Here is a 25,419-nt window from a genome sequence, read left to right on the forward strand (position 1 = left end):
TCATCCGGCCCTCTCGCAAATCAAATCGTCGTCGGCATCCATTTTACCGGCTCACCTCGCTTCTTTCTAGACGATAGTCCGACAGACTGCTAGAACCAGCTCTCCGGGATCACCAGCACGTCGCCCGGGCGCATGGCGACGTTGGCCGAGATGTCGCCGTCGCGCAGCAGGTCCTGCAGCCGCACGGCCAGCTGCACCTGGCGGCCGTCGACGCGGCGCACGATGCGCGCCTTGTTGCCGGCGGCGAAATCGGTGATGCCGCCGACGGCGATCAGCACGTCCATCAGCGACATGCCCTGGCGGTAGGCCAGCGCCTGCGGCCGCGCCGCCTGGCCGATCACCCGGATCTGTTCGGCGTAGGGGCCGACGAAGCTGGTGACGATCACCGTCACCACCGGCTGCTGGATATATTTCTCCAAGGCCTTCTCGATGTCGCGCGCCAGCTCGGTCGAGGTCTTGCCGGCCGCCTGCAGGTCCTCCACCAGCGGCGTGGTGATCTTGCCGTCGGGCCGCACCGGCAGGCTTTGCGACACCTCGGGGTTGCGCCACACGTTGATGCTGATCATGTCCCCCGGTCCGATCAGGTAGTCGCCCAGCGGCGGCGGCGTCTGCGCCGGCGCCGGCGCGCGCTCGCCGGCGCAGGCCAGCAGCGCGGCGCCGGCCAGGGCGCAGGCGCCGCGTTGCAGGAAATGGCGGCGGATGACGTTCATGGCTGGCCTCTTGGGTGGTATGGGTGGCAGGGGTGGACGGGTGGCGCGGGCGCGCGGCGGTACCGCGGCGCCCGCCATTCATGATTCAGAAAAGGCGGCCGAGCGGCCTTGACACGGCTCAAGCACGAGCCCGGTTCAAGCGAAACGGCCGCCGCCGCGCCCTATACTTTCCAGCACGGCCCGCCCCGAAACGCGGCGCCGCGCCCATCCCCAACCCACCGACCTGGAGAGCCTGGACATGGAGGAGACCATCAGCCAGTTGTTGTCCAGCCTGAAGGGGATCTGGAAATACCGTTGGCACGGGCTCGCCGTCATGTGGTTGGTGGCGCTCGCCGGCTGGACCAAGGTGGCCCTGCTGCCGGACGACTACCAGACCACGGCCCGCGTCTTCGTCGACACGCAGAGCATCCTCAAGCCGCTGTTGTCGGGCATGACCAGCGTGCCCAACGTCGAGCAGCAGGTCTCGATCATGAGCCGCACCCTGTTGAGCCGGCCCAACGTCGAACGGGTCATGCGCATGGTCGACCTCGACATCAGCGCCAACACGCCGCGCGAGCACGAGGGCCAGCTCGACGAGCTGATGAGCCGCATCAAGATCGGCGGCACCAGCAGCTACGACATCTACACGATCAGCTACAACCACCGCAATCCCAAGCTGGTGCGCGACGTCGTGCAGTCGCTGCTGACCATCTTCGTCGAGGGCAGCTTCAAGGGCAAGAAGGGCGACTCGCAAAAGGCCGTGCAGTTCATCGACGACCAGATCCGCAACTACGAGGAGAAACTGGTGGCGGCCGAGAACAACGTCAAGGAATTCAAGTTGAAGAACAACTTCCTGTTGCCGCGCCAGGGCATAGACTACGGCGCCCAGTTGCTGATGTCGGCCGACGCGCTCAACGCCGCCCAGCTCGATCTGCTCGAGGCCGAGCAGGGGCGCAAGGCCATCCAGGGCCAGATCGCCGGCGACGAGCCCATCCTCGGCGCCGACCTCAACCCGGCGGCGATCGACAACCCCGAGATCGACGGCCGCATCGCGGCCCTCAACAAGAACCTCGACGCGCTGCGCATGCAATACACCGAGCTGCACCCCGACATCATCGCCGCCAAGCGCCTGGTGGCCCAGCTCGAGGCGAAAAAGGTCGAGGAGAGCAAGCTCAAAGGCGCCAACGCCGACCCCGGCAAGAACTTCAGCCCGATGCTGCAACAGCTCAAGGTGGCGCTGGCCGAGGCCGACGCCCGCGTCGCCTCGATCAAGGCGCGGGTGCAGGAGTACGCGGCGCGCAACGTCCGCCTGCTGGCGCAGAGCAACGCCGTGCCCGAGGTCGAGTCGCAATTGGCCCAGCTCAACCGCGACTACCTGATCAACAAGGACAACTACGAGAAGCTGATCGGCCGGCGCGAGGCGGCCAAGCTGTCGGGCGACCTGAGTTCGACCACCGAGATGATGAGCTTCAAGATCATCGACCCGCCCACCGTGCCGCTGACCCCGGTCGGCCCCAACCGGCCGCTGCTGTTTTCCGCCGTGCTGGTCGGCGCCCTGCTGGTCGGCGCCGCCACCGCGCTGCTGATCAGCCAGGTGCGGCCGACCTTCCTCAGCCCGGCCCAGCTGCGCGAGGCGACCGGCCTGCCGGTGCTGGGCACGGTGTCGATGAACTGGACCCGCGCCGAGCTGGTCAAGCAGCGTCGCGGCCGTTACGGCTTCGCCGCCGCGCTGGCCGGCCTGTTCCTGTCCTACGGCGGCGTGATGGCCGCCGCCGTGCTCAAATAGGAGATTGGCGATGGCCCTCAACGAGGCACCGGCGGACGTCCCCGGCGCGCCGCCCGCAGCGGACGGCGCGCCGGCGCCGCGCCACGTCGAGATCAACCTGGACCGGCTGCAGCAGCTCGGCATGGTCACCCACGAGGGCGGCCGCACGCCGGCGGCCGAGGACTTCCGCCTGATCAAGCGGCCGCTGCTGCGCGGCGCCCGCGGCGAGGGCGGCGTCGCCATCCCGCAGGGCAACCTGATCGTCGTCACCAGCGCGCTGCCCGGCGAGGGCAAGACCTACTGCGCCGTCAACCTGGCGATGAGCATCGCCATGGAACGCGACATCACGGTGCTGCTGGTCGACGCCGACGTGGCCCGGCCGTCGGTGCTGAAGGTGCTCGGCCTGGCCGCCGAGCCGGGCCTGATGGACATCCTGCTCAACGACCAACTGGCGCTGGCCGACGTGATCCTGCGCACCAACGTCGCCACCCTCAGCGTGCTGCCGGCCGGCCGCGCCAACAAGCACGCCACCGAGCTGCTGGCCAGCCGCAGCATGCGCCGCCTGCTCAAGGAAATCGCCGAGCGCTACGCCGACCGCGTCGTCATCTTCGACTCGCCGCCGCTGCTGATCACCACCGAAGCCAGCGTGCTGGCGGCGCAGATGGGGCAAGTGGTGTTGGTGGTCGAGGCCGAGACCACCACCCAGCACGCGGTGCGCGAGGCGCTGCGCCAGCTCGAGCCCTGCGCCAACGTCAACCTGATCTACAACAAGACCAAGGCCTTTCCGGGCAACGACTACTATGGTTACTACGACTAGCCGGCTGCTGGCGCCGCTGGCCGCGCTGGCCGCGCTGGCCTGCTGCTGGCCGGCCGCCGCCGCCGAGTGGCGCGTCACGCCGACGCTGCGGCTGCGCGAGGGCTATTCGGACAACCTGGCGCTGGCGCCGCCGGCCCGGGCCCGCGCCGAATTCAGCAGCGAAATCGCGCCCGGCCTGGCGGTCCAGGCGCAGGGCCCGCGGCTGAGGCTGACGCTGGACTATTCGCTGCAGCGCCTGGACTACAGCCGCTCGCCGAGCCGCCTCAACCATCAGCTCGCCGCCGTCGGCCACGCCGAGCCGCTGACCGATTGGCTGTTCGTCGACGGCCAGGCCAGCATCAGCCAGCAGAACGTCTCGGCCTTCGGTCCGCAGCAGAGCGACCCGGCCCAGTTTGGCGGCAACAGCAGCACGGTGCGCAGCATCAGCCTGAGCCCCTATCTGAAGCACCATTTCCGCGGCTTGGCCGACGCCGAACTGCGCCACACCTACCAGGCCAGCGGCAGCGGCGCCCTGCTGCGCGGCCGCAGCCAGCAAACCGCCCTGCGTCTGGTCGGCGAGCGGCGCGCCGGCGGCTGGAACTGGGAGGCCGCCCTCAATCGGCGCCGCGACGACGGCGCCGGCCCGGCCCCGGTCGCCATGCGCGACGCCACGCTGACGCTGCGCCTGGCGCTGCTGCCGCGCCTGTCCTGGTTCGCCAGCGCCGGCTGGGAAGGCAGCGACTACCAGGCGCTGGAAGGCGCGCCCGGCGGGCGCCACTGGTCGAGCGGGCTGAGCTGGACGCCGTCGTCGCGCGGCAGCGTGGCCGCCAGCGTCGGCCGCCGCTATTTCGGCAACACCTACAGCCTCGACGTCCAGCAGCAAATGCGCCACCTGTTCCTCGGCCTGAGCTACAGCGAGGACATCACCACCAGCCAGCAGCAGTTCCAGCGCCTGCCGCCGGCCGAGCTGGGCAACTTCCTCTACCAGCTGTGGGCCGGCCGCATCCCCGACCCGCTCCTGCGCATCCAGGTCATCAACGCCTTCCTGCGCTACGCCCAGCTGCAGGGGCCGAACGCCGGCAACGTCAACTACTTCAGCCACAACTACTTCCTGCAGAAGCAGTGGAACCTGTCGGCGCTGCACGCCATGCCGAAGAGCACGCTGGCGCTGGGCTTGAGCGGCACCCGGCGCGACGCCCAGACCCGCAGCGCCATCGACAGCCCGCTGCTCGGCCCCGGCGAACTGGGCCAGCAGGAGCGCACGCGGCAAACCGGCCTGCATGCCGGCTGGGCCTGGCGCATGTCGGCGCGCAACAACCTGAACGTCAACGCCGGCTACGCCATCGCCACCGCGCTCGACACCGGCCGGCGCGACCGCAGCGGCACGCTGGCGCTGGGTCTGAGCCGCCAACTGCGGCCCAAGCTCGGCGCCAGCGTCGACCTGCGCCACAGCTGGCACAGCAGCAACGCCGGTGGCGGCTACCGCGAAAACGGCGCCGCCGCCGCCCTCTCCATCCTGTTCTGAGGCGCCGCCGCGCCCGCCGCCGTCCAACACTTTGCCCGGAGCCCGCCATGCCCGACACCGCCCCCGCGCACCACCCCCACCTGCTCTGCGTCGTCGCGGCGCGGCCGAACCTGATGAAAATGGCCCCCATCCTGGCCGCGTTGGCGCGGCTGCGGCCGGCCGTCGAGGTCAGCCTGGTGCACACCGGCCAGCACGACGACGCGGCGATGGACGCCCGCCTGTTCGGCGCGCTGGGACTGGCGCCGCCCCAGCTCAACCTGGCCGTCGGCCCGGCCAGCCACGCCCAGCAAACGGCCGAGGTGATGCGCCGCTTCGAACCGGCGCTGCGCCGCCTGGCGCCGCAGGCCGTGCTGTTGGTGGGCGACGCCAACTCGGCGCTGGCCTGCGCGCTGGTGGCGGCCAAGCTGGGCGTGCCGGTGCTGCATGTCGAGGCCGGCCTGCGCAGCTACGACCGCCGCATGCCCGAAGAGATCAACCGGGTGCTCACCGACCAGCTGTCCGAATTGCTGTTCACCAGCGAGCCGGTGGCGCTCAACAATCTGCTGCTCGAAGGCATCGCCGCCAACCGCGTCCACTTCGTCGGCAACGTGATGATCGACACGCTGCTGGCCCAGCTGCCGCGCGCGGTGCCGACGCCCACCGTGCTGGCCCGTGGCGGCCGGCGCGACCTGCTGGCGCCGGGCCAGCGCTACGCCCTGTTGACGCTGCAGCGGCCGGCCAACGTCGACCATCCGGCGCGGCTGCGCAAGCTGATGGCGGCGGTGCGCAAGATCAGCCAGCAGTTGCCGGTGATCTTTCCGGTCGATCCGCACACCCGCGCCCGCCTCACCGAGGGCGGCCTGTTGCCGCCGCCCGACTCGCCCGGCGTGGCCTGCCTGCCGCCGGCCGACTACCTGGAGATGCTCGGCCTGATGCGCGACGCCAGCGTCGTGCTGACCGACTCGGGCGGCGTGCAGGAGGAGACCACGGCGCTCGGCGTGCCCTGCCTGACGCTGCGCGACAACACCGAGCGGCCGATCACCGTCAGCGAGGGCAGTAACACCCTGGCCGGCCACGACCCGGCGGTGATCCTGGCCCTGTGCGAAGACATCCTGCGGCATGGCGGCAAGACCGGCCATCCACCCGCCTTGTGGGACGGCCAGGCGGCCGGCCGCATCGCCGGCGTGGTCGGCGCCTGGCTGCAGCGGCGCGACGCCCACGCCAGATGAACGCCGCCGGCGGCGCGGCCGGGCGGCCCGCGTACGGCCCGGCCCGTCCTTGTGCGGCCTCAACCCGATGGTGCGCGGGGCTGGCATCCTATCTTCAAGCCCCGCGCCATGCCGGCGTCGCGGCGGCGCCGGGCCGGACCAAGCCGCCGAGACGCACGCGGCCGGGGCCGAGGCCACGTCCAGCGAGGCGGCCTCGAACAGACCTTTGTTGGGAGCGCAAGATGCAAGCAGGATCGAGCCACGCCGTGCCGCCACCGCCCCTCGGCGCCGATTCCGCGCGGGCGGCGGAGCCTTGGCCATGAACGCGCCGGCCGCCGCGCTGCCGGCCATTACCCCGCAACCGCTCGCCGAGCGGAGCGGCCGGCGCGACCTGGTGCTGCTGCTGGCCGTGCTGGCGGCGCTGCTGCTGCTGCACCGGCAAACGGCGGCGGCGATGGTCGCCCTGTGGCTGCGCTCGGAAACCTTCACCCACGGTTTCGCCATCGCCCCCATCAGCGTCTGGCTGGTCTGGCGCCAGCGCGCCGCCTTGTCCGCACTGCCGCGTCGACCCGCGCTCGCCGGCCTGGCGGCGCAGGCGCTGCTGGGCGCGGCCTGGTTGTTGGCCGCCGTGGCCAATGTACAGGTGCTGCAGCAATACCTGATGGTGGCGATGCTGCCGGCCGCCGTGCTGGCCCTGTTCGGCCCCGCCGTCAGCCGCGCGCTGGCCTTCCCGCTGGCCTACCTGCTGCTGGCCGTGCCCTTCGGCGAAATCTTCGTGCCGCCATTGATCGACTTCACCGCCCGCTTCACCGTCGCCGCCTTGCGCCTGAGCCAGATCCCGGTGTTCCACGAAAACAACTACCTGAGCCTGCCGGGCGGCAACTGGTCGGTGGTCGAGGCCTGCAGCGGCCTGCGCTACGTCATCGCCTCGGTCGCGTTGGGCGCGCTGTACGCCCACCTGAACTACCGCAGCCTGCGGCGCCGCTTGACCTTCATGCTCGTCGCCCTGCTGCTGCCGGTGCTGGCCAACGGCGTGCGCGCCTATCTGATCGTGCTGATCGGTTACCTCAGCGACATGCGCCTGGCGGTTGGCATCGACCACCTGATCTACGGCTGGATCTTCTTCGGCCTGGTCTCGCTGCTACTGTTCTGGTGCGGCGCGTTCTGGCGCCAGGCGCCCGCCCCCGCCCCGCCCCAAGCCCGGGCCCCGGCCCGTCCGGCCGCCGCGCCGTTCCGCCCTGCCGCCGCGCCGCGCCGGGGCAGCGCCACAGCGCGCGCGGCGGCCGCCTGCGTACTGTTGGCCGCCATCTGGCCGCCGCTGGCCGCGCATCTGCTGGCGCGGTCGGCCTCCGCCGCCGGCGCCGCGACGGTGCCGGAGCTGGAGCTGGAGCTGGAGTTTGCGCCGCCACTCCCTTGGCGCGCCAGCCCGCTGGCGCCGGCCGATTGGCACGTGCTGCACGCCGGCCGGCCGCGACGTTACGCCGCCAGACTCAGCGACGGCGCCAACAGCGCCACGCTGCAGCTGACCTGGTACGGCCGCCAAGTCAAGGACGCCGAGCTGCTGACGCCGGTGCGGCGCAAGGTCGAGGCCGACCTGCCGCAGTGGCACGAGATCAGCACCAGCGTGCAGGCGCTGCGCTTGGGCGGGCGCGCGCTGCGCGTGCGCGCCACCGTCGTCCAGGCCGCCGAACAGCGCCTGCTGGTGTGGCGCTGGTATCGGCAGACCGACGTCGACCTCAGCAGCCCGCAACTGCTCAAGCTGATGCTGGCCAAGAACAAGCTGTTCGGCGAAGCCGAGTACGGCGCCGAGATCGCCGTCGCCGCGCCCTTCGACGAGCGGCCCGAGCAGGCCGAAGCGGTCCTGCGCCGCCTGCTCGAGGCGATGCTGCCGAGCATAGACGAGGGTCTGCGCCATGCCGCCCGATAATAACGACCACGACCACGACCGCGACGGCCGCCGCGCCACGCCGCTGGTGCTGCACCTGGTGCACCGCCTCGAGGCCGGCGGCGCCGACAACGGCCTGCTCCATCTGATCAAGCACATGCCGCCCGAGCGCTACCGCCACGCCATCGTCTGCATGAAGGACCCGGGCACGCTGCCCGAGGCGCTGCGCCGGCCCGGCGTCGAGGTCATCAGCCTGCACAAGCGCGAGGGCAAGGACTGGGGCCACTACCTGCGCCTGTTCCACGTCCTGCGCCGGCTGCGCCCCGACCTGATCCACACCCGCAACCTGGCCGGCATCGAGGGCCAGTTGCTCGCCGCCGCCGCCGGCATCCGCCTGCGCGTGCACGGCGAACACGCCGGCACGGCGCCCGAACCGCGCGCCCGGGCCCGCCGCTACCGCCTGCTGCGCCGCCTGCTGCGCCCCTTCGTCGGCCAATTCATCGCCGTCAGCCGCGAGCTCGAGCGCTGGCTGGTCGACAGCATCGGCGCCCGGCCGGCGCGGGTCAGCCACATCGGCGACGGCGTCGACAGCCTGCGTTTCCACCCCCGCCTCGGCCCGGCGGCGGCGGTCGGCCCGCCCGGCTTCCTGTGTGAGGGCGCCTTCGTCGTCGGCGCCGTCGGCGGCCTGGTCGAGACGCGCGATTGCGCCACCCTGGTGCGCGCCTTCCTGCTGCTGTTGGCCGAGGAGGAATCGCCGCGCGCCCGCCTGCGCCTGCTGATCGTCGGCGACGGCCCCTGCCGCGCCGCCTGCGTCGAACTGCTCGAACTGGCCGGCGTGGCCCAGCTGGCCTGGCTGCCCGGCGCGCGCGACGACGTCGCCCAACTGATGCGGGCGATGGACCTGTTCGTCCAGCCGGCGCTGGTCGAGGGCGGCCGCGACAGCATCCTCGAGGCGATGGCCAGCGGCCTGCCGGTGGTGGCGACGGCGGTCGGCGGCAACGCCGAACTGGTGCAGCCGGGCCGCACCGGCACCCTGGTGCCGCCGCGCGCGCCGCAACTGCTGGCCGACGCCATCGCCGACTACTACCGCAACCCCGGCCTGACCCAGCGCCATGGCGGCCGCGCCCGCCGCCTGGTGCTGGCCGAGCACAGCCTGCTGGCCATGGCCGGCGCCTACCTCGCCGTCTACGACGCGCTGACGGCCCGGCCCGGCGCCGGCCGCCGGCCTTGACGGGGCCATCATGTGCGCCAGCGCCGCCTCAGCCGCCTCAGCCGCCCCGTGCCACCGCGCCGCCACGCGGCGGCCCCCCGCACGCCGGCGCTATGCCCCGCCCTGCCGGCCGGCCACAGCGATGCCGCGCGGCCGGCCAGCGGCCGGCCGCGCGGTCGGCGGCGGGAGCGCGCCATGAGCGCCGGACACGTGCTGCAAGTCTTTCTCACCGTCGACACCGAGCTGTGGCCGACCGTGCCCGGCTGGCCCGCGCACGCGCTGCCGGCCGACAAGGCCGACTTCGCCGATGAGATGGCCGCCGACGTGCACGGCCGCACCAGCGCCGGCGCCTTCGGGCTGCCCTTCCAGATCGACTGCCTGAACCGCCACGGCCTGCGCGCCACCTATTTCGTCGAGGCCCTGTTCGCCGCCCGCGCCGGCCCGGAACCGCTGGCGCAGATCGCCGCCCTGGTGCAGTCCGGCGGCCACGAGGTGCAGCTGCACCTGCACACCGAGTGGCTCGGCGAGCTGGACGATCCTGAGCTGCCGCCCGACTACTGCCAGTACCTGAGCGAGCTGCCGCTGGAGCAGCAGACCATGCTCATCCGCAAGGGCCTGGCCAACCTGGCGGCGGCCGGCGTGCCACGAATACAGGCCTTCCGCGCCGGCAGCTACGGCGGCAACCTCGACACGCTGCGCGCGCTGGCCCTCAACGGCATCGCCGTCGACAGCAGCTACAACGCCGCCTTCGTCAACGGCGACTGGGGCGGCCGCCAGCTGAGCCAGCCGCAGGCCATCGACGGCGTCTGGGAGTTCCCCATCGCCTCCTTCGGCGACTACCCCGGCCACGCCCGCCACGCCCAGCTGTGCGCCTGCTCCTTCGGCGAGATGCGCGACGCGCTGGAGGGCGCCTGGCAGGCCGGCTGGTACGCCTTCGTCATCGTCCTGCACAGCTTCGAGCTGGTCAAAAAGCGCGGCGCCGGCCGCGCGCCGACGCCACACCGCCTGAACATCCGCCGCTTCGAACAATTGTGCGCCTTCCTCGGCGAGCACCAGGAACGCTTCCGCACCAGCCTGTTCTCCGAGCTGCCGCTGCAGGCCATGCCGGACCTGCCGCCGCAGACGCCGGTGCACGCCATGTGGTTCAACTCGCTGCGCCGGGTCGCCGAGCAAGCCTGGAGCCGCTTTCGCTGAGACCAAAAAGGAGTCGCCATGCCGTCCTACGCCCCGTCCCTGTTGAGCACCGCCATTTTCCTGCTGTGCCTGTACGCGCTGCACAAGCTGCGCCACGTCCACTTGCTGCTGTACGAATCGCGCGACCAGTCGCGCCAGGACACGGCCGCGCTGTTCCGCCAGATCGAGGCGCTGCAGGCGCTCTACATCGACCTCGACCTGCGCCACAGCCTGCCCGGCACGCGCGGCTGGGCCGCCTCGCCCGACTTCCTGCTCGAGCTGGCGCGCCACGCCCTGGCCGAGCGGCCGGCCGTCGTCGTCGAGTGCAGCAGCGGCACCTCGACGCTGGTGCTGGCGCGCTGCATGCAGCTCAACGGCGCCGGCAAGGTCTACAGCCTGGAGCACGAACCGCGCTACGCCGAACAAACCCGGCAGCAACTGCGCCGCCACGGCCTGGCCGACTGGGCCGAAGTGATCGACGCCGAACTGCTGCCGCAGGCCATCGATGGACAGAACTGGCCCTGGTACGCCACCACCGGCCTGCCGGCCGGGCTGGCCATCGCCCTGCTGGTGATCGACGGGCCGCCCCAGGCCACCGGCGCGCTGGCCCGCTATCCGGCAGGACCGGCGCTGTTCCCCCGTCTGGCGCCGCGCGCCAGCGTCTTCCTCGACGATGCCGGCCGCGCCGACGAGCAGGCGATCCTGCGCCGCTGGCGCGTCGAATTCCCCGAGCTGCAGCAAAGCAGCCGGCCCTGCGAGAAGGGCTGCGCGGTGCTAAGCCGGGATTGAGCGGACATTGAATGGAAATTAAGCGGAATTTGAGCGGAAATTGAACGGAAATTGAGCGGAAATCGCGGGCGGCAAAGCGGTCGGGCGTGTGGCGGCAACGGCAACCGTGGCGGCGCCGCGCTCAGCCCTCAGCGTTGAACCCTCAGCGCTCGACGCCGCCCTGCTCGGCCGCCACGGCCCTGGCCAGCGCCGTCTCGACCATATGCTCGCGGTGGTAACGCTCACGGCCCTCGTGCAGCAAGGCTAGATGTCCATCCATCGCCGCCGGCAACAGCTCAACGCCGAAATCGTCCGGCGGTGCCGCCTCGGTCGCGCCGAAGATGCGGCCCAGTATCATGCGGCCGACGTTGCTGCGGTAGTGCGAGGTCTCCCAGTAATGTTCCATCTTGTTGCGCTGGCTCACCTGCGGCACCGTCTCGGTGGTGATGCTGTTGTAGCCGGAGAAGTCGTAGACCCGCACATCGCAGCCGCGCCCCCGCTGACGCTGCGCCAGCGCCGCCAAGCCGCGCTGCCAAGCCTCCAGCGGCGCCCATTTGCCGGCCCAGTAGAGTGCATCAAGCATCATCGCGTGGGTCGGATTGATGTACAGGCGCACCTTGGCGCCGTCGCCGCACAGCGCATCGACGCTGGCCTCGAAGGCGCTGAAGGCCTCGGCGGTGGGGCCGGGGCCACGGATGTACTCGCGTGTGCGCGGCAGGATCGCCGCCTCGGTGCCGCTCCAGCCGCCGATGCGCAGGTCGACGCAGGCGTCGTCGCGCTGGCCGTGGAACGCCAGGCTGGAATGGCAAACCGCGCCGAAGGCGCCGCGCAGCAGGCGGATCGAGTCCTGCGTCATGTCGATCGCCAGCGCCCGGCGCAGATTGAGCAGGCCGCGCCGCCACAGGTAATGGGGCCCGCCGGCGATCAACTCGCGGTCCAGGTCGTTGTTGCCCTGAGCCATGGAAAACGAGGGCGGATCGATGCCCCACACCACCACGTCGAGCCGGCTGACCCGCCTGGCGTGCTGCGCCAGGGCGATGGCGTCGCCGATCGAGGCGCCCGACAGCGCGCTGTTGAACACGTCCTTGCCGGCGAACATGGCGACCCGGGTCGGCAAGCCCATCTCGGTGCGCGAATTACCCAGGTAGACGACGGCCGGCTTGAACTTGGCCACCGCGTAAGTCTTGCCCCAAGCGCTGAGTTTTTCGCGCGTGGGACGCAGGCGCTGCACCTGCGGCGTGTCCCACTGGTGGGTCAGATAGGGATCGACGACGTAGTTGAGCGCCATCACCGCGCCGACCACCAGCGCGCTGCCAGCACAGAAGATGGTCACATAGGTGCGCCATTGGGGTTGGTCGGGAGCGTGCATGGCTAGAATTGGAAGTAGAGGAACTCGGTGACCTTGTTCATGCTGAACAGGCAGTAGACGAACAGCGCCGTCATGCCCAGGCTCCACACCGCGCCGGGCTGCCAGGCAATGGCTGGCCAGCGGACGCGGTGAAATATTCTTTCAATTGCGGGCTCATATTGAAAGAATATTTCTTGGGTATTTGGCGCCAGAAAGGCCAGCAGCGCCGCAAACGCCAAGGTCGGCACGCCCAGCGCGCCGAAATCGATCCAGCGGATGCCGTCGAAGGCCGGCTGCAGGCCCAGGTGGGCGAGGACCGGCGCCAAGCCGGCCAAGCCATGCGGCAGGCCGACGCCGTTGCCGCCGACCAAGGCCGCCAGGATGTTGCCGGCGGTGTGCAGGTCGGGCGCGCGGAACACCACCCAGGCCAGCATCACCGCCAGGAAGGTCAGCGCGCCGCCGCGCCAGTTGGCCGGCCGCGCCCCGGCCAGCCTGCGCCAGCCTTGGTGCAGCACCAGATAGACGCCGTGCATGCCGCCCCAGACGACGAAAGTCCAGCCGGCGCCGTGCCACAAGCCGCCGAGCAGCATGGTCAGCATCAGGTTGCGGCAACGCCGCTTCGCGCCGCCGCGATTGCCGCCCAGCGGGATGTAAAGGTAGTCGCGCAGGAAACGCGACAGTGTCATGTGCCAGCGCCGCCAGAACTCGCCGATATCGGCCGACTGGTAGGGCGAGTTGAAGTTCAGCGGCAACTTGACACCGAACAGGCGCGACAGGCCGATCGCCATGTCGGAGTAACCGGAGAAGTCGAAATACAGCTGGAAGGTGTAGGCCAGCGCGCCTATCCAGGCCTCCAGCAGCGCCGGCTGGGCGCCGCTGGCGAACACCGGCCCGACCAGCGGCGACAGCTGGTCGGCGAGCAGGATCTTCTTGGCCAGGCCGATGACGAAAATCGACAGGCCGACGGCGAAATGGCTGGCCTGCGGCCGCACCAGGGCCGGGTCGGCGAACTGCGGCATCATCTCCTTGTGGTGCAGCACCGGTCCGGCGATCAGGTGGGGGAAGTAGCTGACAAACAGGACGTAGTGAATGAAGCGGTACTCGCGCACTTGGCCGTGGTAACAGTCGACCAGGAAAGCGATCTGCGTGAAGGTGAAAAACGAGATGCCGATCGGCAGCACGATGTTCCAATCGCGCCAGTCGGCGCCCAGCGCCTGCGCCGAGTCGATGAAGAAGTTGGCGTATTTGTAGTAGGCCAACAGCAGCAGATTGGCCGCCACGGCAAGCACCAGCCGGCGCTTGCGGCCCGCCCCGGGCGCGGCGCCGATGGCGCGCGCGGCGGCGAAGTTGCAGATGATCGAGCCCAGCAGCAAAGGCAGGTAGCGCCAGTCCCAAAATCCGTAGAAGAACAGCGAGGCCAGCGCCAGCCAGGCGGCCGGCCAGCGCCCGCCCAGCCCACCCAGCCGGCCCAGCCGGCCCAGCAGAAAATATCCGGCCAGCACGGCGGGCAGGTAGAGCAGCAGGAAACTGAAGGAGTTAAACAGCACAATCGACGCCCTCCGGCAGTTCGAGCAGCTCGACATAGCAGCGCGCAATCGCCGCCGCCACCCTGGGCCAGCTGTATTCGGCCACCAGGGCGCGCACGGCGGCGCGCTCGGGCGGCGCGTCGACCAGCGCGCAGACCGCGCGGCGTTGGCCGGCGCCGTCGTTCCAGCCGATCTGGCGCAGCGCGAAACCGCCGCCGGGCAGCTCGAGCGCGCTTTGGTCGGTCATCACCACCGGCGTGCCGCTGGCCAGCGCCTCGAGCACGGTCAACGGCAGCACCTCGCCCTGGCTGGGCAGCGCCAGCACCGAGGCGGCGGCGTAGGCGCTGGCCAGCAAGGGATCGTCGTGCCCGATCTGGCCCAGCCAGCGCACCCCGGGCGTGTACAGCAGCGATTGCAGATAGCCCTGGTCGGCGCGCTGGGCGCTGCCGATCAGCACCACCGGCAGGCCGGCGCCGGCCAGCGCGCGCGCCAGGCCGAGCTGGTTCTTGTACGGCGAGATGGCGCCGACCATCAGCACGAAGGGGCCGTCCAGCCCGCTGTGACGGCGGAACAGGGCGCCGTCGGCGTGGAAGAAATGCGGGCTGATACCATTGGGCAGCACGCGGATCTTCGCCTCGTCGATCAGGAAGCCGCTGCGGATGGCGTCGCGCTCGGGGCCGCCCAACGCGATCACCAGCCGCGCCAGCTGCAGCGCCCGCTTGGTCTGGGCGTAGCTGGTCTGCACGTTCCAGTCGGTCAGGCGGCCGGCCAGGCGGTCGGCCAGGCGGGCGCGCCAGCCGGCGGCGCGGCTCCAGGCCGGCGACAGCAGCGGCGACAACACCACCGGCACGCCGGCCTCGCTGGCCGATTCGACGATGCGGTGGTTGCCGTTGATGGCGGAAAAGACATGGATCAGGTCGTAGCTGGCGAGCCGGCTGCGGTTGGGGTCGACCAGCTCGACCTCCATGCGCGGCAACTCGTCGTCGCGCACACGGTTGAGCGCGCCGATGGTTTCGCGCACCTGGATCTGCAGGCCGCCCTCGCGCTGGAACAGCATCGGATACGACAATATGCCGATACGCATCACCGCCCTCCCTCACTTGACCAGCAGCGCCAAGACACAGCGCCGCGCCGGCGCGAATTCGGCCGCCGGCGGATGGCGCAACAGGCCGACGGCAAGCAACCACAACAGCGACGCCGACAAACAAGTGGCGGGCCATGCTGAACATGCTATAGAACGCCGACGAAAAACACCTGCGCCGTATCAAAGGCGCCGCCGCCCGCGATTGCGGCCCGTATAACAGGTCCGGCAAACACCTCGGCCATCACGCCGGGCAAGCCGAAGCACGCCTACCGCGTCGAGCGCCGCGGCGCGCTCGTCGCGCCGCGTCACAGCAGGCCGCGATAGAAGGCGGCGACCCGTTCGCCCACCAGCGCCACCGCGTAGCGCGCCTCGACCTCGGCGCGCGCCAGCCGCCCCATGCGGGCGCGCCGCTGCGGATCGGCCAGCAGCGCGGCGACGCCCGCCGCCGTGGCCAGCGCGTCGTCGAGCGGCACCAGCAGACCGCCGGCGCTGCCGCGCAGCACGTCGGCCGTGCCGGGCACGTCGCTACCCACCGCCGGCACGCCGCAGGCCATCGCCTCGATGGTGGCGATGCCGAAGCCCTCGTTGCGGCTGAGCAGCAGATGCAGGTCCAGCGCCGGCAGCCATTGTTCGACCTCGGTCTGGAAGCCGGCGAACAGCACGCGCGCCGTCAGGCCGTCGCGCTCGGCCTGGCGGCGCAGCGCGGCCTCCAGCGGACCGTCGCCGATCAGCAGCAGATACAGCTGGGGGAACTGCGGCAGCAAGGCGGCCAGCAGCGCCAGCAGGGCCTGCGGCCGCTTTTGCTCGGCCAGCCGCGCCACGCTGCCCAGCAACAGCGCGCCGGCCGGCAGCCCCAGGCGCAAGCGCGCCGTCGCCCGCAGCGCCGCCGACGGCCGGAACCGCGCCGTGTCGACGCAGTTGGGGATCACCGCCAGCCGCGCCGTCGCCGGCAAATAGTCGCGGTATAGGGCGAGGAAGTGTTGCATGGCCGAGTCCGACACGGCGTAGACCCCGCGCACGCGGCCGAAGGCCTGGCGCAGCAGCGGCCGGTGCCAATCGCTGACCTTGGCCGGCGGAAAGGCGTTGTGCACGCTGATCACCGCCGCCAGGCCGCAACGCTGGGCCAGCCACAGCGCCGAGGCGCCGTAGTGGGTCCAGCAGAAGGCGACGTGGACCAGGTCGGCGCGGCGCCGGCGCAGCGCCAGCCAGGCCCAGCAACGGGCCCGCCACAGGTTGAGCCGGCGCCACTCCCACTGCTCGAAGAAACAGGGCGGCGCGAACACCGACACCTCCATCCCCTCGCGCCGCAGCGTCCCGGCCCAGCGCTCGAAGCCGGCGAAGCGCCGCAGCGCCAGCGCGCTGCGGTAGCCGGCCGCCGCCAGGAAGCGGCTTTCCTGCGCCATGCGCAGCTCCATGCCGCCCAGTCCGCCCGAATAACTGGTGATGAGGATCTTTTTGCCGCCCCGCGGCGGGCCGAACCAGGCCTCGCGCATATAGCCGCGCAGAAAGGCCAACTCCCAGCGGTGGCGGAAACGCCGCTCGGTGTCGGCGCCGGCGCGCAGCCAGCCGAGCGCCTCGAGCAGCGCCCGCTTGTACATCCAGCGCGGCACGCCGAGCAATTGCGGGAAGACACCGGGCGGGTCCTGACGCAACTTGCCGCGGCCGAAGCGCCAGGCGCGCCGCAGGATGTCGTCGACGCGCAGCTGGGCCGGGCGGATGTGGTGGGCGACCACGGCGGCCGGACAAAACCAGCTGCGCTGGCCGGCCGCGTGCAGGCGCCGGGTCAGCTCGGTTTCGCTGCCCATCGCGTAGGAGGCGCCGTTCGGGCCGATGCCCTCGTCGAAGCGGTGGCCGGCCTCGAACACGGCGCGGCGCACCGCCATGTTGGCGCCCCAGACCAGGCCGGGGAACACCGGCCCCTCGGCCAGTTCCGGCGCGGTCAGGCCGTAGGTCAGCCCCAGCGGCACCTGGCGCAAGACCCAGTCGGGCGGCGCCGCGCCCCAGTCGGCCACGATGGCGCCGCCGAACACGGCGAAGCCGGGCTGGGCCGCCGCCGCCTCGCTCAGCCGCAGCAGCCAGTCCGGCGCCGGCGCGGCGTCGTCGTCGCTGAACACCAGCAGGCCGTTCGGATCGCTGCCGGCGCCGTCGGCCAAGGCCGCCGCCAGGCCGGTGTTGAGCGCCGCGTTCTTGCCGCGCCGCCCCTCGCGCAGTACGCGCAGCGGCAACCGTGCCGCGTAGGCGGCCGCCAGCGCCGCCGTGGCGTCGTCGCTGTCGTTGTCGATCAGCAGCAGCGACCAGCCGCCGGGCGGCGCGGTCAGGCGGCAATAGGCGTCCAGCACGGCGGGCAGGGTCGCCGCGCCGTTGTGGCTGGCTATGAGAACGGTCAACAAGCGCGTTACTCCTCTGTCATAAAATGGCTGGGCGGCCGCAAGTCCAGTGTACTGAGCGGCGCCACCACTCCGTTGAGCGTCATCAACAACCACCACCCCATGCGCGACATCCTGGTCACCCTCATCGTCTTCGGCAGCCTACCGCTCATCCTGCGCGAACCGGCCGTCGGCGTCTTGATGTGGGTGTGGATCAGCGTGATGAATCCGCACACCCAGGGTTGGGGCTACGCCCAGACCTTCCCCTTCGCCTACGTGATCGCCGTCGCCACCCTGCTCAGCCTGTTCGTCGCCCGCGGCCCCAAGGGACTGCCCTTGCTGCCCTGCACTTGGGTCCTGCTGGCCTTCATCGCCTGGATGAACGTCACCACCGTGTTCGCCCTGTTCCCCGCGTCCGCCTATGCGCAATGGAACAAGGTGATGAAGATCATGCTGATGAGCCTGGTGACGATGATGGCCATCCGCAGCCGCCGCGACGTGCACCGCCTGATCTGGGTGCTGGTCGTTTCGCTCGGCTATTACGGCGTCAAGGGCGGCATATTCACCGTGCGCAGCGGCGGCACCGAGCGGGTCTGGGGACCGGAGGGTAGTTTCATCGGCGACAACAACGCCATCGCCCTGGCCCTGATCATGACCATCCCCCTGATGTACTACCTGCACCAGAACTCCGCACGGCGCTGGCTGCGCCACGCCCTGGCCGGCGCCATGCTGTTGTCGGCGCTGGCCGCGCTGGGCTCCTACTCGCGCGGCGGACTGCTGGCCATCGCCGCGATGGTGCTGTTCATGTGGATCAAGAGCGGCCGCAAGCTGGTGCTCGGCAGCATCGTCTCGCTGACCGTGCCGCTGCTGTTGGTGTTCATGCCGCAGCGCTGGGCCAGCCGCATGGACAGCATCGGCGACTATCAGGCCGACGAATCGGCGCAGGGCCGCATCAACGCCTGGCACATGGCCTACAACCTGGCGCGCGACCGCTTATTCGGCGGCGGCTTCGAGATCGCCGAACCGTCCACCTTCCTGCAGTACGCGCCCAATCCGGCCGACGTCCACGCCGCCCACAGCATCTACTTCCAGGTGCTCGGCGAGCACGGCTTCATCGGCCTGGGGCTGTATCTGCTGCTCGGCGTGCTGACCTGGCGCACGGCGGCGGCCATCGCCCGCCAAGGCGCCGGCCGCGCGGAATGGCGCTGGGCCGTCAGCCTGGCGACGATGATCCAGGCCAGCCTGATCGGCTTCGCCGTCGGCGGCGCCTTCCTCAGCCTGGTCTACTACGACGTGCCCTATTATTTGCTGGCGGCGCTGGCGGCCATCCGCGTGCTGATGCGCGGGGAGCGGCCGCTGCGGCGGCCGCTCCTCGCCACCCGGCGCGCGGCCAAGACCTGAGACCTGAGGCCAGTCCCGGTGTGACGGGACGCGACACCGGGCGGCGCCGCCGGGCGCCGTCACCCGCCTCAGGCCGCCTTGACGCCGAGCACCACCGTGTAGGGCGTCACCACATGGCCGAGGAAGCGCAGCGGCGGCACCCTGCGCAGCAGCCGAATCGCCGCGCCCGCCAGGCGGCCGTGCTGGGCCAGGTCCATCATGTCGAAGCGGTCCATGCTGCGCACGCCCAGCCGCGCCAAATGGCGGCGCAGGCCGTAGTAGGTGAACCAGTTGACCGCCGGATAGGTCGCATAGCCGGCCAGATCCGGCCGCGTGGTCCGCGCCAAATGCTCGAAGCGATGCTTCAGCACGGCGGGATACCAGGAATACAGGGGCAAGGTGAACTCCTCCTGCCGCGGGCACAGGCGGTTGCTGGTGCTGACGAACAGCGCGCCGCCGGGACGCAGCACGCGCACCATCTCGGCCAGGCAGGCGCTCCAGTCGGCCACGTGTTCGAGCAGCTCGGGGGCGATGCACAGGTCCACCGAGCCGTCCTCCCACGGCAAGGCGGTGGCCGAGGCCACGCTGAAGTCGATCGCCAGGCCGGACTGCTCGGCGCGGCGGCGGGCCAGGCCGATCAGCGCCTCGTTGATGTCGGCGCCACGCACGCGGTGGCCCTTGTCGGCCCACAGCCGGGCCTGGGTGCCGGCGCCGCAGCCGATGTCGGCCACGTCCAGCGGCCGGCCCGCCGTCCCCAACGCGCGCAACAGCGTGCTCTGGATGGTCAGGAAGCGCTGGCGCGCCAGCGCGCCGCCGCTTTGCTTCTCGTAATAGCTGTAGAAGTCCGCGTGCCCGCCGGTGTTCCAGGCCGCTTCATCCTTGGCGAATTTCGAGCTCATCATGGGCCTCCTCGGGTGGTTGATTGGCCGCTTCGCGTTGCACGAACCATTGCTCCAGCATCATCAGGACCCAGACCATGGTGCCGTGGTAGCCGGGATGCTGCGGCAGTTGGCGCTCCAGCAGGGTGTCGATGAAGTCGGCGCGCACGATGCGGCGCGCCTTCAGGTCGCTCAGACTGTCGAAGGCCAGGCCGCGCAGGCCGCCGTGCCGCTGCAACCAGTGGCCGACCGGCAGGCCGAAACCATGCTTTTTCTTGCGCAGTATGGCGGCCGGCAGGAACTCGCGCAGCGCCTGTTTGAAGAAGGGGCGCAGCCGCGTGCCGTGCAACTTCTGCCCGGGCGCCAGGCGCGCGGCGAACGCCACCAGGGCGTCGTCGAGCATCGGATAGCCGACCTCGACACCGGCCAGCTCGCAGGCCTTGTTGACCTTGGGCAGGTCGTTGTCGGCCAAGGTGAAGCGCAGGTCGAGCGCCAGCATGCGGTTGATCTGGCTCAGGCCATCGCTGCGCGAATACGCCTCGGCCAGCTGGGCCAGCGGCGCGCCGGCGTCGACCTGGGCGAGGAATTCGCGCTCCAGCAGTAGGCGCGGGCCGTAACCCTGCAGCAGATTGTAGCTCTCCAGCCGGGCCGGCATCGACATCACGGCCTGCTCGATATAGCGGCGCGCCTTGCGCAGCAGCGCCGGCCGCTCGCCCGTCAGCAGACGGAACAGCAGGGGTTCGAGCAGCGCCTGGCGCAGCGCCGCCGGCAGGCGCTCGTAACGGGCCAGCACGGCTTGGCGGGCGTAGCGCTCATTGCCGCCGAACAACTCGTCGCCGCCGTCGCCGCCCAGCAAGCGGTGCACGCCGTCGGCGCGCGCCATCTGGGCGCAGTAGAAGGCCGGCACGGCCGAGGCGTTGCCGAAGGGCTGGTCGAACACGGCGGCGATGCGCGGCACGGCGGCGACGACCTCGTCGGCCGTCACATAGTGTTCATGGTGCAGCGTGCCGAAGTGGCGCGCGGCGAGGCGGGCGTAGGCCATCTCGTCGTAGCCGGGCACGTCGAAGCCGATCGAATAGCTGCGCGCCGGCGCGCCGCCGACCCGGCCCAGCATGCCGGCCAGGGTCGAACTGTCGGTGCCGCCGCTGAGGAAGGCGCCGACCGCGTGGCCGCCGGCGGCGCGCCGCACGGCCGCCTCCAGCAGGCCGAGGAATTCGGCCCGCTGCGGCGCGAACGGCCGCGCCGGCGCCTCGTCGAAGTCGATCTGCCAGTAGCGGCCGCGGCGCGCCGTGCCGCGGCGGACGTGCAGATACTCGCCGGGCAGCAGGCGGCGGCAGTCCTGCCGCACCGTGGCCGGTCCCGGCACCGTGTGGAAATACAGGTAGTTGTACAGCGACTGGGGGTCGAGCTCGCGCCGCGCCTGGGGATGGGCCTGCAAGCCGCTCAACGAAGAGGCGAACAGCAGGTCGCCGTCGCCGCACTGGTAATACAGCGGCTGGCTGCCGGCCCGGTCGACCGCCAGCAGGGCCTGGCTGTTGACGCTGTCGAGCAGGCACAGGGCGAACGGGCCGGACAGCGCGGCGCACACCTCCAGGCCGCGCTCCTGCCAGCGTTGCGCGACGGCGGCGGCGACGTCGCCGCCAACGCCGATGCCGGCCAGCAGCGGACGTCCCCACAGCGCCACCAGCAGACCGTCGCGGCTGTACAGGTGGGCGCTGCCGGCGTGGGCGGCGACGGCCAGCGCGCCGCCGGCGGCCAGCAGGGTCTGCAGCGGCGCGCCGTCGAAGCGGTGCAGCTCGCGCGCCATGCGCAGCAGACGCAGCGTCGGCGCGCCGGCCGGCGCGCCCAAGCCGGCGCGCCGACGGCCGGCGCCCAGCCAGCCGCACAGGCCGCTCATACCAACACCTCGAGCGCCGGCGGATGGCCGAGGAAGGCGGCCGGGCTGGCGCTCGGCCCGTAGGCGCCGGACTGGAACACCACCACCAGGTCGCCCGCCTCGGCGCGCGCCAGCTCGACGCGGTCGGCCAGCAGGTCCAGCGGCGTGCACAGCGGGCCGACCACCGAGGCCGTCTCGCGCGGGCCGCCGGCCATGCGGTTGCCGATCGCCACCGGATAGTTCTTGCGGATCACCTGGCCGAAGTTGCCCGACGCGGCCAGGTGGTGGTGCATGCCGCCGTCGGTCAAGAGGAAGACCTGGCCGTGCGACAACTTGCGCTCGCGCACGCGGCAGACGTAGATGCCGGCCCCGGCCACCAGATAGCGGCCCAGCTCGAGCACCAGGCGGGCCTGCGGCGCGGTGTCGGCCAACAGCGCCAGCGCGCGTTCCAGCCCGGCGGCGATGGGCGCCAGCTCCAGCTCGCACTGGCCGGGGAAATACGGCACGCCGAAGCCGCCGCCGATGTTGAGCAGGCGCAGCGGCGCCGGCGCGTGCGCCGCCAGCCGCAGCGCCAGGTTCACGCTGTGCGACTGCGCCTCGGCGATCGCGCCGGCCGACAGGTTTTGCGCGCCGACGAAGAGGTGGAAGCCGACGAAGTCCAGCGCCAGCCGGCCCAGCCGCTGCAGCATCGCCGGCACGCGTTCCTCGTCGACGCCGAACTGCAGCGCGGCGCCGCCCATGCGCATGCCGGCGTGCTTGAGTTCGAAGTTCGGATTGATGCGCACCGCCACCCGCGGCGTCAGGCCGAGCTGGGCGCCGGTCTCGGCCACCCGCTCCATTTCCCCTTCGGACTCCAGGTGCAGCAGCGCGCCGGCGGCGACCGCGCAGCGCAACTCGGCGTGGCTCTTGGCCGGGCCGGCGAAGCTGACGGCGGCCGGCGCCACGCCGGCGTCCAGCGCGATGCGCAACTCGGCCGCCGAGGCGACGTCCATGCCGTCGACCAGGCCGGCCAGGTGCTGCGCCAGCGCCGCCATCGGATTGGCCTTCAAGGCGTAGTGCAGCAACACGCCGGACGGCAGCGCGGCGCGCAGCATGGCGACGCGGGCGGCGACGGCGCCCCGGTCATAGGCGAAAAAGGGCGTGGCGCCGACCCGCTCGGCCAGCCGGGTCAGCGCCAGGCCGCCCAACCGGAGGCAATCGTCGGCGACGGCGAACTGGCGCTGCGGCGCGTGGCGTGGCGTCTCCATCAGCGCGGCTCCGTGAACAGCTCGGCCAGGCCGTCGGCCAGGGCGCGCCGGTCGATCTTGCCGTTCGGATTGCGCGGCAGCGGCTGGCGCCGCACCTCGACCCGGCTCGGCACCATATAGCCGGGCAAGGCGGCCTTGCAGGCCGCCAGCAGCTCCTCGCCGTCGAGCTCGCAGCCCGGCGGCGCCGTCGCCAGCACCACGATGGCCTGGCCCAGCACGGCGTGCGGCACGCCCAGCGCGACGGCCTCGCCGACCAGCCCGCTGGCGTACAGCACCTCCTCGACCTCGGTCGGACTGACCCGGTAGCCGGAGGTCTTGATCATCTCGTCGCCGCGGCCGACGAAGTACAGATAGCCCTCCTCGTCGCGCCGCACGGTATCGCCCGACCAAACGGCCAACTCGGCGAACGGCAGGCCGGACGGACGGCCCGGCAGCGGCCGGAAGCGCTCGGCGCTGCCGTCGCCGCGCAACACCAGCACCTCGGCGTTGGGGATGGCCTTGCCGATCGAGTCGGGCCGCCGGTCGATCTGCTCGGGCGCCAGATAAGTCGAACGGAACGCCTCGGTCAGGCCGTACATCAGATAGATGCGCGCCATCGGCAGCGCGCGGCGCAGCGCCTGCACGGTCGGGCGCTGCAGCGTGCCGCCGGAATTGGTGATGTAACGCAGCCATTGCGCCTTGCTCCAGCTCAGCTGTGCCAGTTGCACCCACAGCGGCGGCACCGCCGCCAGGCCGGTGATGCGCTCGCGTTCGACCGTCTCGACGACGTCGCGCAGCAGCAGATGGTTGATCAGCACGGCGCAGGCGCCGCTGCAGAAGGCGGTGGTCAGCTGGCTCAGGCCGTAGTCGAAGCTGAGCGGCAGCAGACAGAGGATACGGTCGTCGGCGCGGTTCTCCAGGTAGCCGGCGACGCTCAGCGCGCCGGCCACCAGATTGCGGTGCGACAGCACCACGCCCTTCGGCTTGCCCGTGCTGCCGGAGGTGTACAGGATGGCGGCCAGGTCGCTGTCGATGCCGGCCGGCGCCGACCACGGCGCGGCCTCCTCCATGCAGTCGCGCCAGGACAGCAGCCGCAGTCCGGCGGGCAACGGCGCGGCGGCGGCCGCGCCGCCACACAGGATCACCGTGCGCAATTCCGCACAACCGGCCAGCGCGGGCGCCAGCGTGGCCAGCCGTTCCGCCGAGGTGACCAGCGCGCGCACCCCGCAATCGGCCAGGATGTAGGCCACCTGCCCGGGCTTGAGCAGCGGATTGACCGGCACGAACACGGCGCCGGCGGCGGCCGCGCCGAACATCGCCACCACCGCCTCCTCGCGTTTCTCCAGATACACGGCAAGGCGTTCGCCCCGCCCCAGTGCGCTCAGGGCGCCGGCCAGCGCCCGCACCATCCGCGCCAGCTCGGCATAGCTCGACGTCACGCCCTGATAGCACAAGGCCGGCGCCGCCGGCGCGCGCAGCGCGGCGGCGAAGATGAAGTCCTGCACCAGTTGCGCCTGGACCAAGGGGGGTGGGATGAACTGCGCCATGGGTCTTTCCTCGATGACTACCGCGTTGCAAGCCGCGGCGGCATGCGGCCGCGCGCCGGGACGGCGCCGCGAAGTCCGCTAAGGTCTAAGATTGGGACAAATCGACGGCGCGGCCTTGATGTTGATCAAGCAACATCCCGTCTTGAGCTTGCTCAAGCCCCGCGTCGGCGCCGGGGTGTCTAATCGAGACGTCCCTACGCCCAGCCCAGCAGACCGCCATGTCGATCACCGCCCGCCTCCACCATTGCGTCGTGCAACTCGGCTGGTGCAACGCCGCGCTGTACGCCTTGGACCGCCTGCTGGCCCTGCTGTCGGGCGGCGGCTGGGCGCTGTATCGCTACCACTTCGTCGCCCAGCCCCTCGCGGCGGCGCCGCTGTGCCCGGGGCGCGGCGGCGACATCGAGGTGCGCCTGCTGGCCGCCCTCGAACAGATCCCGCCCGACTATCCGCGCCCGCCCGAGGTGCTGCGACTGCGCTACCAACAAGGCGCGCAGAGTCTGGCGGCCTACCGCCACGGCGAGCTGGTCGGTTTTCTTTGGTTCTGCGCCGGCGCCTACCAGGAGGACGAGGTGCGCGCCCGTTATCTGCTGCCGGCCGCCTGCGCCTGGGACTTCGACGTCCACGTGCGCCCGGCCGAACGTCTCGGCTGGGTCTTCCGCCGGCTGTGGGAGGAGGCCCAGCGCCTGCTGCGCGCGCGCGGCGTGCGCTGCAGCTGCAGCCGCATCTCCGCCTTCAACGCCGGCTCGCTGCGCGCCCACGCCCGGCTCGGCGCGCGCCGCCTGGGCAGCGCCACCTTCCTGCGCTGCGGCCGCTGGCAATGGATGCTCGCCAGCCTGGCGCCCTACGTTCACCTGTCGCGCAGCGACAGCTCGTTTCCCCAACTGCGGCTGCATACCGGCGCGATGGCCGACAGCCCCCTCCAGGAGCCGCCATGCCAATCGAACAAATCCGTCTGATCCTCAGCGACACGCTGGGGCTGGGCCAATTGCGCCTCGACGAGCACGCGCCGCTGCTGGGCGCCGTGCCGGAGCTCGACTCGATGGCCGTGGCCGGCGTGATCACCGCGCTCGAGCAGCACTTCGGCATCGAGGTGCACGACGACGAGATCAGCGCGCGCCACTTCGCCACGCTCGGCAGCCTGAGCGCCTTCGTGCGCGGGAAGCTGGCCGGATGAGGCGCCGCCGCGACGG

Annotated in this window: 20 protein-coding genes; 11 read left to right on the forward strand and 9 right to left on the reverse strand. The window is 71.3% G+C overall.

Annotated features, from left to right (window positions below):
• Positions 1-89 precede the first annotated feature (89 nt).
• Complete coding sequence (locus H7U20_RS11615; RefSeq protein WP_199759311.1) at positions 90-710, reverse strand: XrtA/PEP-CTERM system exopolysaccharide export protein; 621 nt, start codon at positions 708-710, stop codon at positions 90-92.
• A 238-nt stretch (positions 711-948) separates the two neighbouring features.
• Here H7U20_RS11615 and H7U20_RS11620 point away from each other — a divergent pair, with 238 nt between their 5' ends.
• The 8 genes from H7U20_RS11620 (at position 949) to H7U20_RS11655 (ending at position 11,019) form a co-directional block, all read left to right on the forward strand.
• Entirely contained in the window at positions 949-2,475 is a 1,527-nt protein-coding gene (locus H7U20_RS11620; protein ID WP_199759312.1) for an XrtA system polysaccharide chain length determinant, read from the forward strand.
• A gap of 10 nt (positions 2,476-2,485) precedes the next feature.
• The gene (locus H7U20_RS11625) at positions 2,486-3,271 is read left to right on the forward strand and encodes an XrtA-associated tyrosine autokinase (protein WP_199759313.1); all 786 of its coding nucleotides are present in this window, start codon (positions 2,486-2,488) and stop codon (positions 3,269-3,271) included.
• Positions 3,255-4,775 carry a TIGR03016 family PEP-CTERM system-associated outer membrane protein gene (locus H7U20_RS11630; RefSeq protein WP_199759314.1) on the forward strand — a complete coding sequence of 507 codons (1,521 nt, stop codon included), beginning with the start codon at positions 3,255-3,257 and terminating at the stop codon, positions 4,773-4,775. The genes H7U20_RS11625 and H7U20_RS11630 overlap by 17 nt, the downstream gene beginning before the upstream one ends.
• A gap of 47 nt (positions 4,776-4,822) precedes the next feature.
• Positions 4,823-5,983 (forward strand): non-hydrolyzing UDP-N-acetylglucosamine 2-epimerase, encoded by a 1,161-nt coding sequence (gene wecB, locus H7U20_RS11635; protein WP_199759315.1) that lies wholly within the window; start codon positions 4,823-4,825, stop codon positions 5,981-5,983.
• 298 nt (positions 5,984-6,281) lie between these two features.
• Positions 6,282-7,889: an exosortase A gene (gene xrtA, locus H7U20_RS11640; RefSeq protein ID WP_199759316.1), complete on the forward strand. Its 1,608-nt coding sequence runs from the start codon at positions 6,282-6,284 to the stop codon at positions 7,887-7,889.
• Positions 7,876-9,078: a TIGR03088 family PEP-CTERM/XrtA system glycosyltransferase gene (locus tag H7U20_RS11645; RefSeq protein WP_199759317.1), complete on the forward strand. Its 1,203-nt coding sequence runs from the start codon at positions 7,876-7,878 to the stop codon at positions 9,076-9,078. The genes xrtA and H7U20_RS11645 overlap by 14 nt, the downstream gene beginning before the upstream one ends.
• A 174-nt stretch (positions 9,079-9,252) precedes the next feature.
• A complete protein-coding gene (locus H7U20_RS11650) occupies positions 9,253-10,251 on the forward strand; it encodes a polysaccharide deacetylase family protein (RefSeq protein WP_199759318.1) in 999 nt (332 codons plus the stop codon).
• A gap of 18 nt (positions 10,252-10,269) precedes the next feature.
• Positions 10,270-11,019 (forward strand): class I SAM-dependent methyltransferase, encoded by a 750-nt coding sequence (locus tag H7U20_RS11655; protein ID WP_199759319.1) that lies wholly within the window; start codon positions 10,270-10,272, stop codon positions 11,017-11,019.
• 142 nt (positions 11,020-11,161) lie between these two features.
• Here H7U20_RS11655 and H7U20_RS11660 read toward each other — a convergent pair whose 3' ends face one another.
• The 4 genes from H7U20_RS11660 to H7U20_RS11675 form a co-directional block, all read right to left on the reverse strand.
• Positions 11,162-12,367 carry a hypothetical protein gene (locus tag H7U20_RS11660; protein WP_199759320.1) on the reverse strand — a complete coding sequence of 402 codons (1,206 nt, stop codon included), beginning with the start codon at positions 12,365-12,367 and terminating at the stop codon, positions 11,162-11,164.
• A 2-nt stretch (positions 12,368-12,369) separates the two neighbouring features.
• Positions 12,370-13,893, reverse strand: a complete 1,524-nt coding sequence (locus H7U20_RS11665) for an MBOAT family O-acyltransferase (protein WP_199759321.1) — start codon at positions 13,891-13,893, stop codon at positions 12,370-12,372.
• Positions 13,883-14,956: a glycosyltransferase family 4 protein gene (locus H7U20_RS11670; protein ID WP_233410688.1), complete on the reverse strand. Its 1,074-nt coding sequence runs from the start codon at positions 14,954-14,956 to the stop codon at positions 13,883-13,885. The genes H7U20_RS11665 and H7U20_RS11670 overlap by 11 nt, the downstream gene beginning before the upstream one ends.
• Positions 14,957-15,261: 305 nt before the next feature.
• Positions 15,262-17,343 carry a glycosyltransferase gene (locus tag H7U20_RS11675; RefSeq protein WP_233410689.1) on the reverse strand — a complete coding sequence of 694 codons (2,082 nt, stop codon included), beginning with the start codon at positions 17,341-17,343 and terminating at the stop codon, positions 15,262-15,264.
• 75 nt (positions 17,344-17,418) lie between these two features.
• Between H7U20_RS11675 and H7U20_RS11680 the strand changes: the two genes are divergently transcribed.
• Positions 17,419-18,723, forward strand: coding sequence for a putative O-glycosylation ligase, exosortase A system-associated (locus H7U20_RS11680; RefSeq protein ID WP_233410690.1), 1,305 nt, complete (start codon positions 17,419-17,421; stop codon positions 18,721-18,723).
• A 68-nt stretch (positions 18,724-18,791) separates the two neighbouring features.
• Here the strand turns inward: H7U20_RS11680 and H7U20_RS11685 are convergent, their stop codons facing one another.
• The 4 genes from H7U20_RS11685 to H7U20_RS11700 are packed head-to-tail and all read right to left on the reverse strand — an operon-like array spanning position 18,792 to position 24,229.
• A complete protein-coding gene (locus tag H7U20_RS11685) occupies positions 18,792-19,604 on the reverse strand; it encodes a class I SAM-dependent methyltransferase (RefSeq protein WP_199759322.1) in 813 nt (270 codons plus the stop codon).
• Positions 19,576-21,477: an asparagine synthetase B family protein gene (locus H7U20_RS11690; RefSeq protein WP_199759323.1), complete on the reverse strand. Its 1,902-nt coding sequence runs from the start codon at positions 21,475-21,477 to the stop codon at positions 19,576-19,578. Before H7U20_RS11690 ends, H7U20_RS11685 begins: the two co-directional genes overlap by 29 nt.
• Entirely contained in the window at positions 21,474-22,703 is a 1,230-nt protein-coding gene (locus tag H7U20_RS11695; RefSeq protein WP_199759324.1) for a pyridoxal-dependent decarboxylase, exosortase A system-associated, read from the reverse strand. The genes H7U20_RS11690 and H7U20_RS11695 overlap by 4 nt, the downstream gene beginning before the upstream one ends.
• Positions 22,703-24,229 carry an AMP-binding protein gene (locus H7U20_RS11700; protein WP_199759325.1) on the reverse strand — a complete coding sequence of 509 codons (1,527 nt, stop codon included), beginning with the start codon at positions 24,227-24,229 and terminating at the stop codon, positions 22,703-22,705. The genes H7U20_RS11695 and H7U20_RS11700 overlap by 1 nt, the downstream gene beginning before the upstream one ends.
• Before the next feature lie 218 nt (positions 24,230-24,447).
• On the opposite strand from H7U20_RS11700, the gene H7U20_RS11705 reads away from it, so the two are divergent.
• Positions 24,448-25,185 carry a GNAT family N-acetyltransferase gene (locus tag H7U20_RS11705; protein ID WP_199759326.1) on the forward strand — a complete coding sequence of 246 codons (738 nt, stop codon included), beginning with the start codon at positions 24,448-24,450 and terminating at the stop codon, positions 25,183-25,185.
• Positions 25,161-25,403, forward strand: coding sequence for an acyl carrier protein (locus H7U20_RS11710; RefSeq protein WP_199759327.1), 243 nt, complete (start codon positions 25,161-25,163; stop codon positions 25,401-25,403). Before H7U20_RS11705 ends, H7U20_RS11710 begins: the two co-directional genes overlap by 25 nt.
• Positions 25,404-25,419 lie beyond the last annotated feature (16 nt).

Source organism: Rugamonas violacea, assembly GCF_016461825.1.
Lineage (GTDB): Bacteria > Pseudomonadota > Gammaproteobacteria > Burkholderiales > Burkholderiaceae_D > Rugamonas.

Excerpts from the sequence above, each read along its gene's own strand:
- H7U20_RS11615 (WP_199759311.1), bottom strand. The coding sequence starts at position 710 with ATGAACGTCATCCGCCGCCATTTCCTGCAACGCGGCGCCTGCGCCCTG.
- H7U20_RS11620 (WP_199759312.1), top strand. The coding sequence starts at position 949 with ATGGAGGAGACCATCAGCCAGTTGTTGTCCAGCCTGAAGGGGATCTGG.
- H7U20_RS11625 (WP_199759313.1), top strand. The coding sequence starts at position 2,486 with ATGGCCCTCAACGAGGCACCGGCGGACGTCCCCGGCGCGCCGCCCGCA.
- H7U20_RS11630 (WP_199759314.1), top strand. The coding sequence starts at position 3,255 with ATGGTTACTACGACTAGCCGGCTGCTGGCGCCGCTGGCCGCGCTGGCC.
- wecB (WP_199759315.1), top strand. The coding sequence starts at position 4,823 with ATGCCCGACACCGCCCCCGCGCACCACCCCCACCTGCTCTGCGTCGTC.
- xrtA (WP_199759316.1), top strand. The coding sequence starts at position 6,282 with ATGAACGCGCCGGCCGCCGCGCTGCCGGCCATTACCCCGCAACCGCTC.
- H7U20_RS11645 (WP_199759317.1), top strand. The coding sequence starts at position 7,876 with ATGCCGCCCGATAATAACGACCACGACCACGACCGCGACGGCCGCCGC.
- H7U20_RS11650 (WP_199759318.1), top strand. The coding sequence starts at position 9,253 with ATGAGCGCCGGACACGTGCTGCAAGTCTTTCTCACCGTCGACACCGAG.
- H7U20_RS11655 (WP_199759319.1), top strand. The coding sequence starts at position 10,270 with ATGCCGTCCTACGCCCCGTCCCTGTTGAGCACCGCCATTTTCCTGCTG.
- H7U20_RS11660 (WP_199759320.1), bottom strand. The coding sequence starts at position 12,367 with ATGCACGCTCCCGACCAACCCCAATGGCGCACCTATGTGACCATCTTC.
- H7U20_RS11670 (WP_233410688.1), bottom strand. The coding sequence starts at position 14,956 with ATGCGTATCGGCATATTGTCGTATCCGATGCTGTTCCAGCGCGAGGGC.
- H7U20_RS11685 (WP_199759322.1), bottom strand. The coding sequence starts at position 19,604 with ATGATGAGCTCGAAATTCGCCAAGGATGAAGCGGCCTGGAACACCGGC.
- H7U20_RS11690 (WP_199759323.1), bottom strand. The coding sequence starts at position 21,477 with ATGAGCGGCCTGTGCGGCTGGCTGGGCGCCGGCCGTCGGCGCGCCGGC.
- H7U20_RS11695 (WP_199759324.1), bottom strand. The coding sequence starts at position 22,703 with ATGGAGACGCCACGCCACGCGCCGCAGCGCCAGTTCGCCGTCGCCGAC.
- H7U20_RS11700 (WP_199759325.1), bottom strand. The coding sequence starts at position 24,229 with ATGGCGCAGTTCATCCCACCCCCCTTGGTCCAGGCGCAACTGGTGCAG.
- H7U20_RS11705 (WP_199759326.1), top strand. The coding sequence starts at position 24,448 with ATGTCGATCACCGCCCGCCTCCACCATTGCGTCGTGCAACTCGGCTGG.
- H7U20_RS11710 (WP_199759327.1), top strand. The coding sequence starts at position 25,161 with ATGCCAATCGAACAAATCCGTCTGATCCTCAGCGACACGCTGGGGCTG.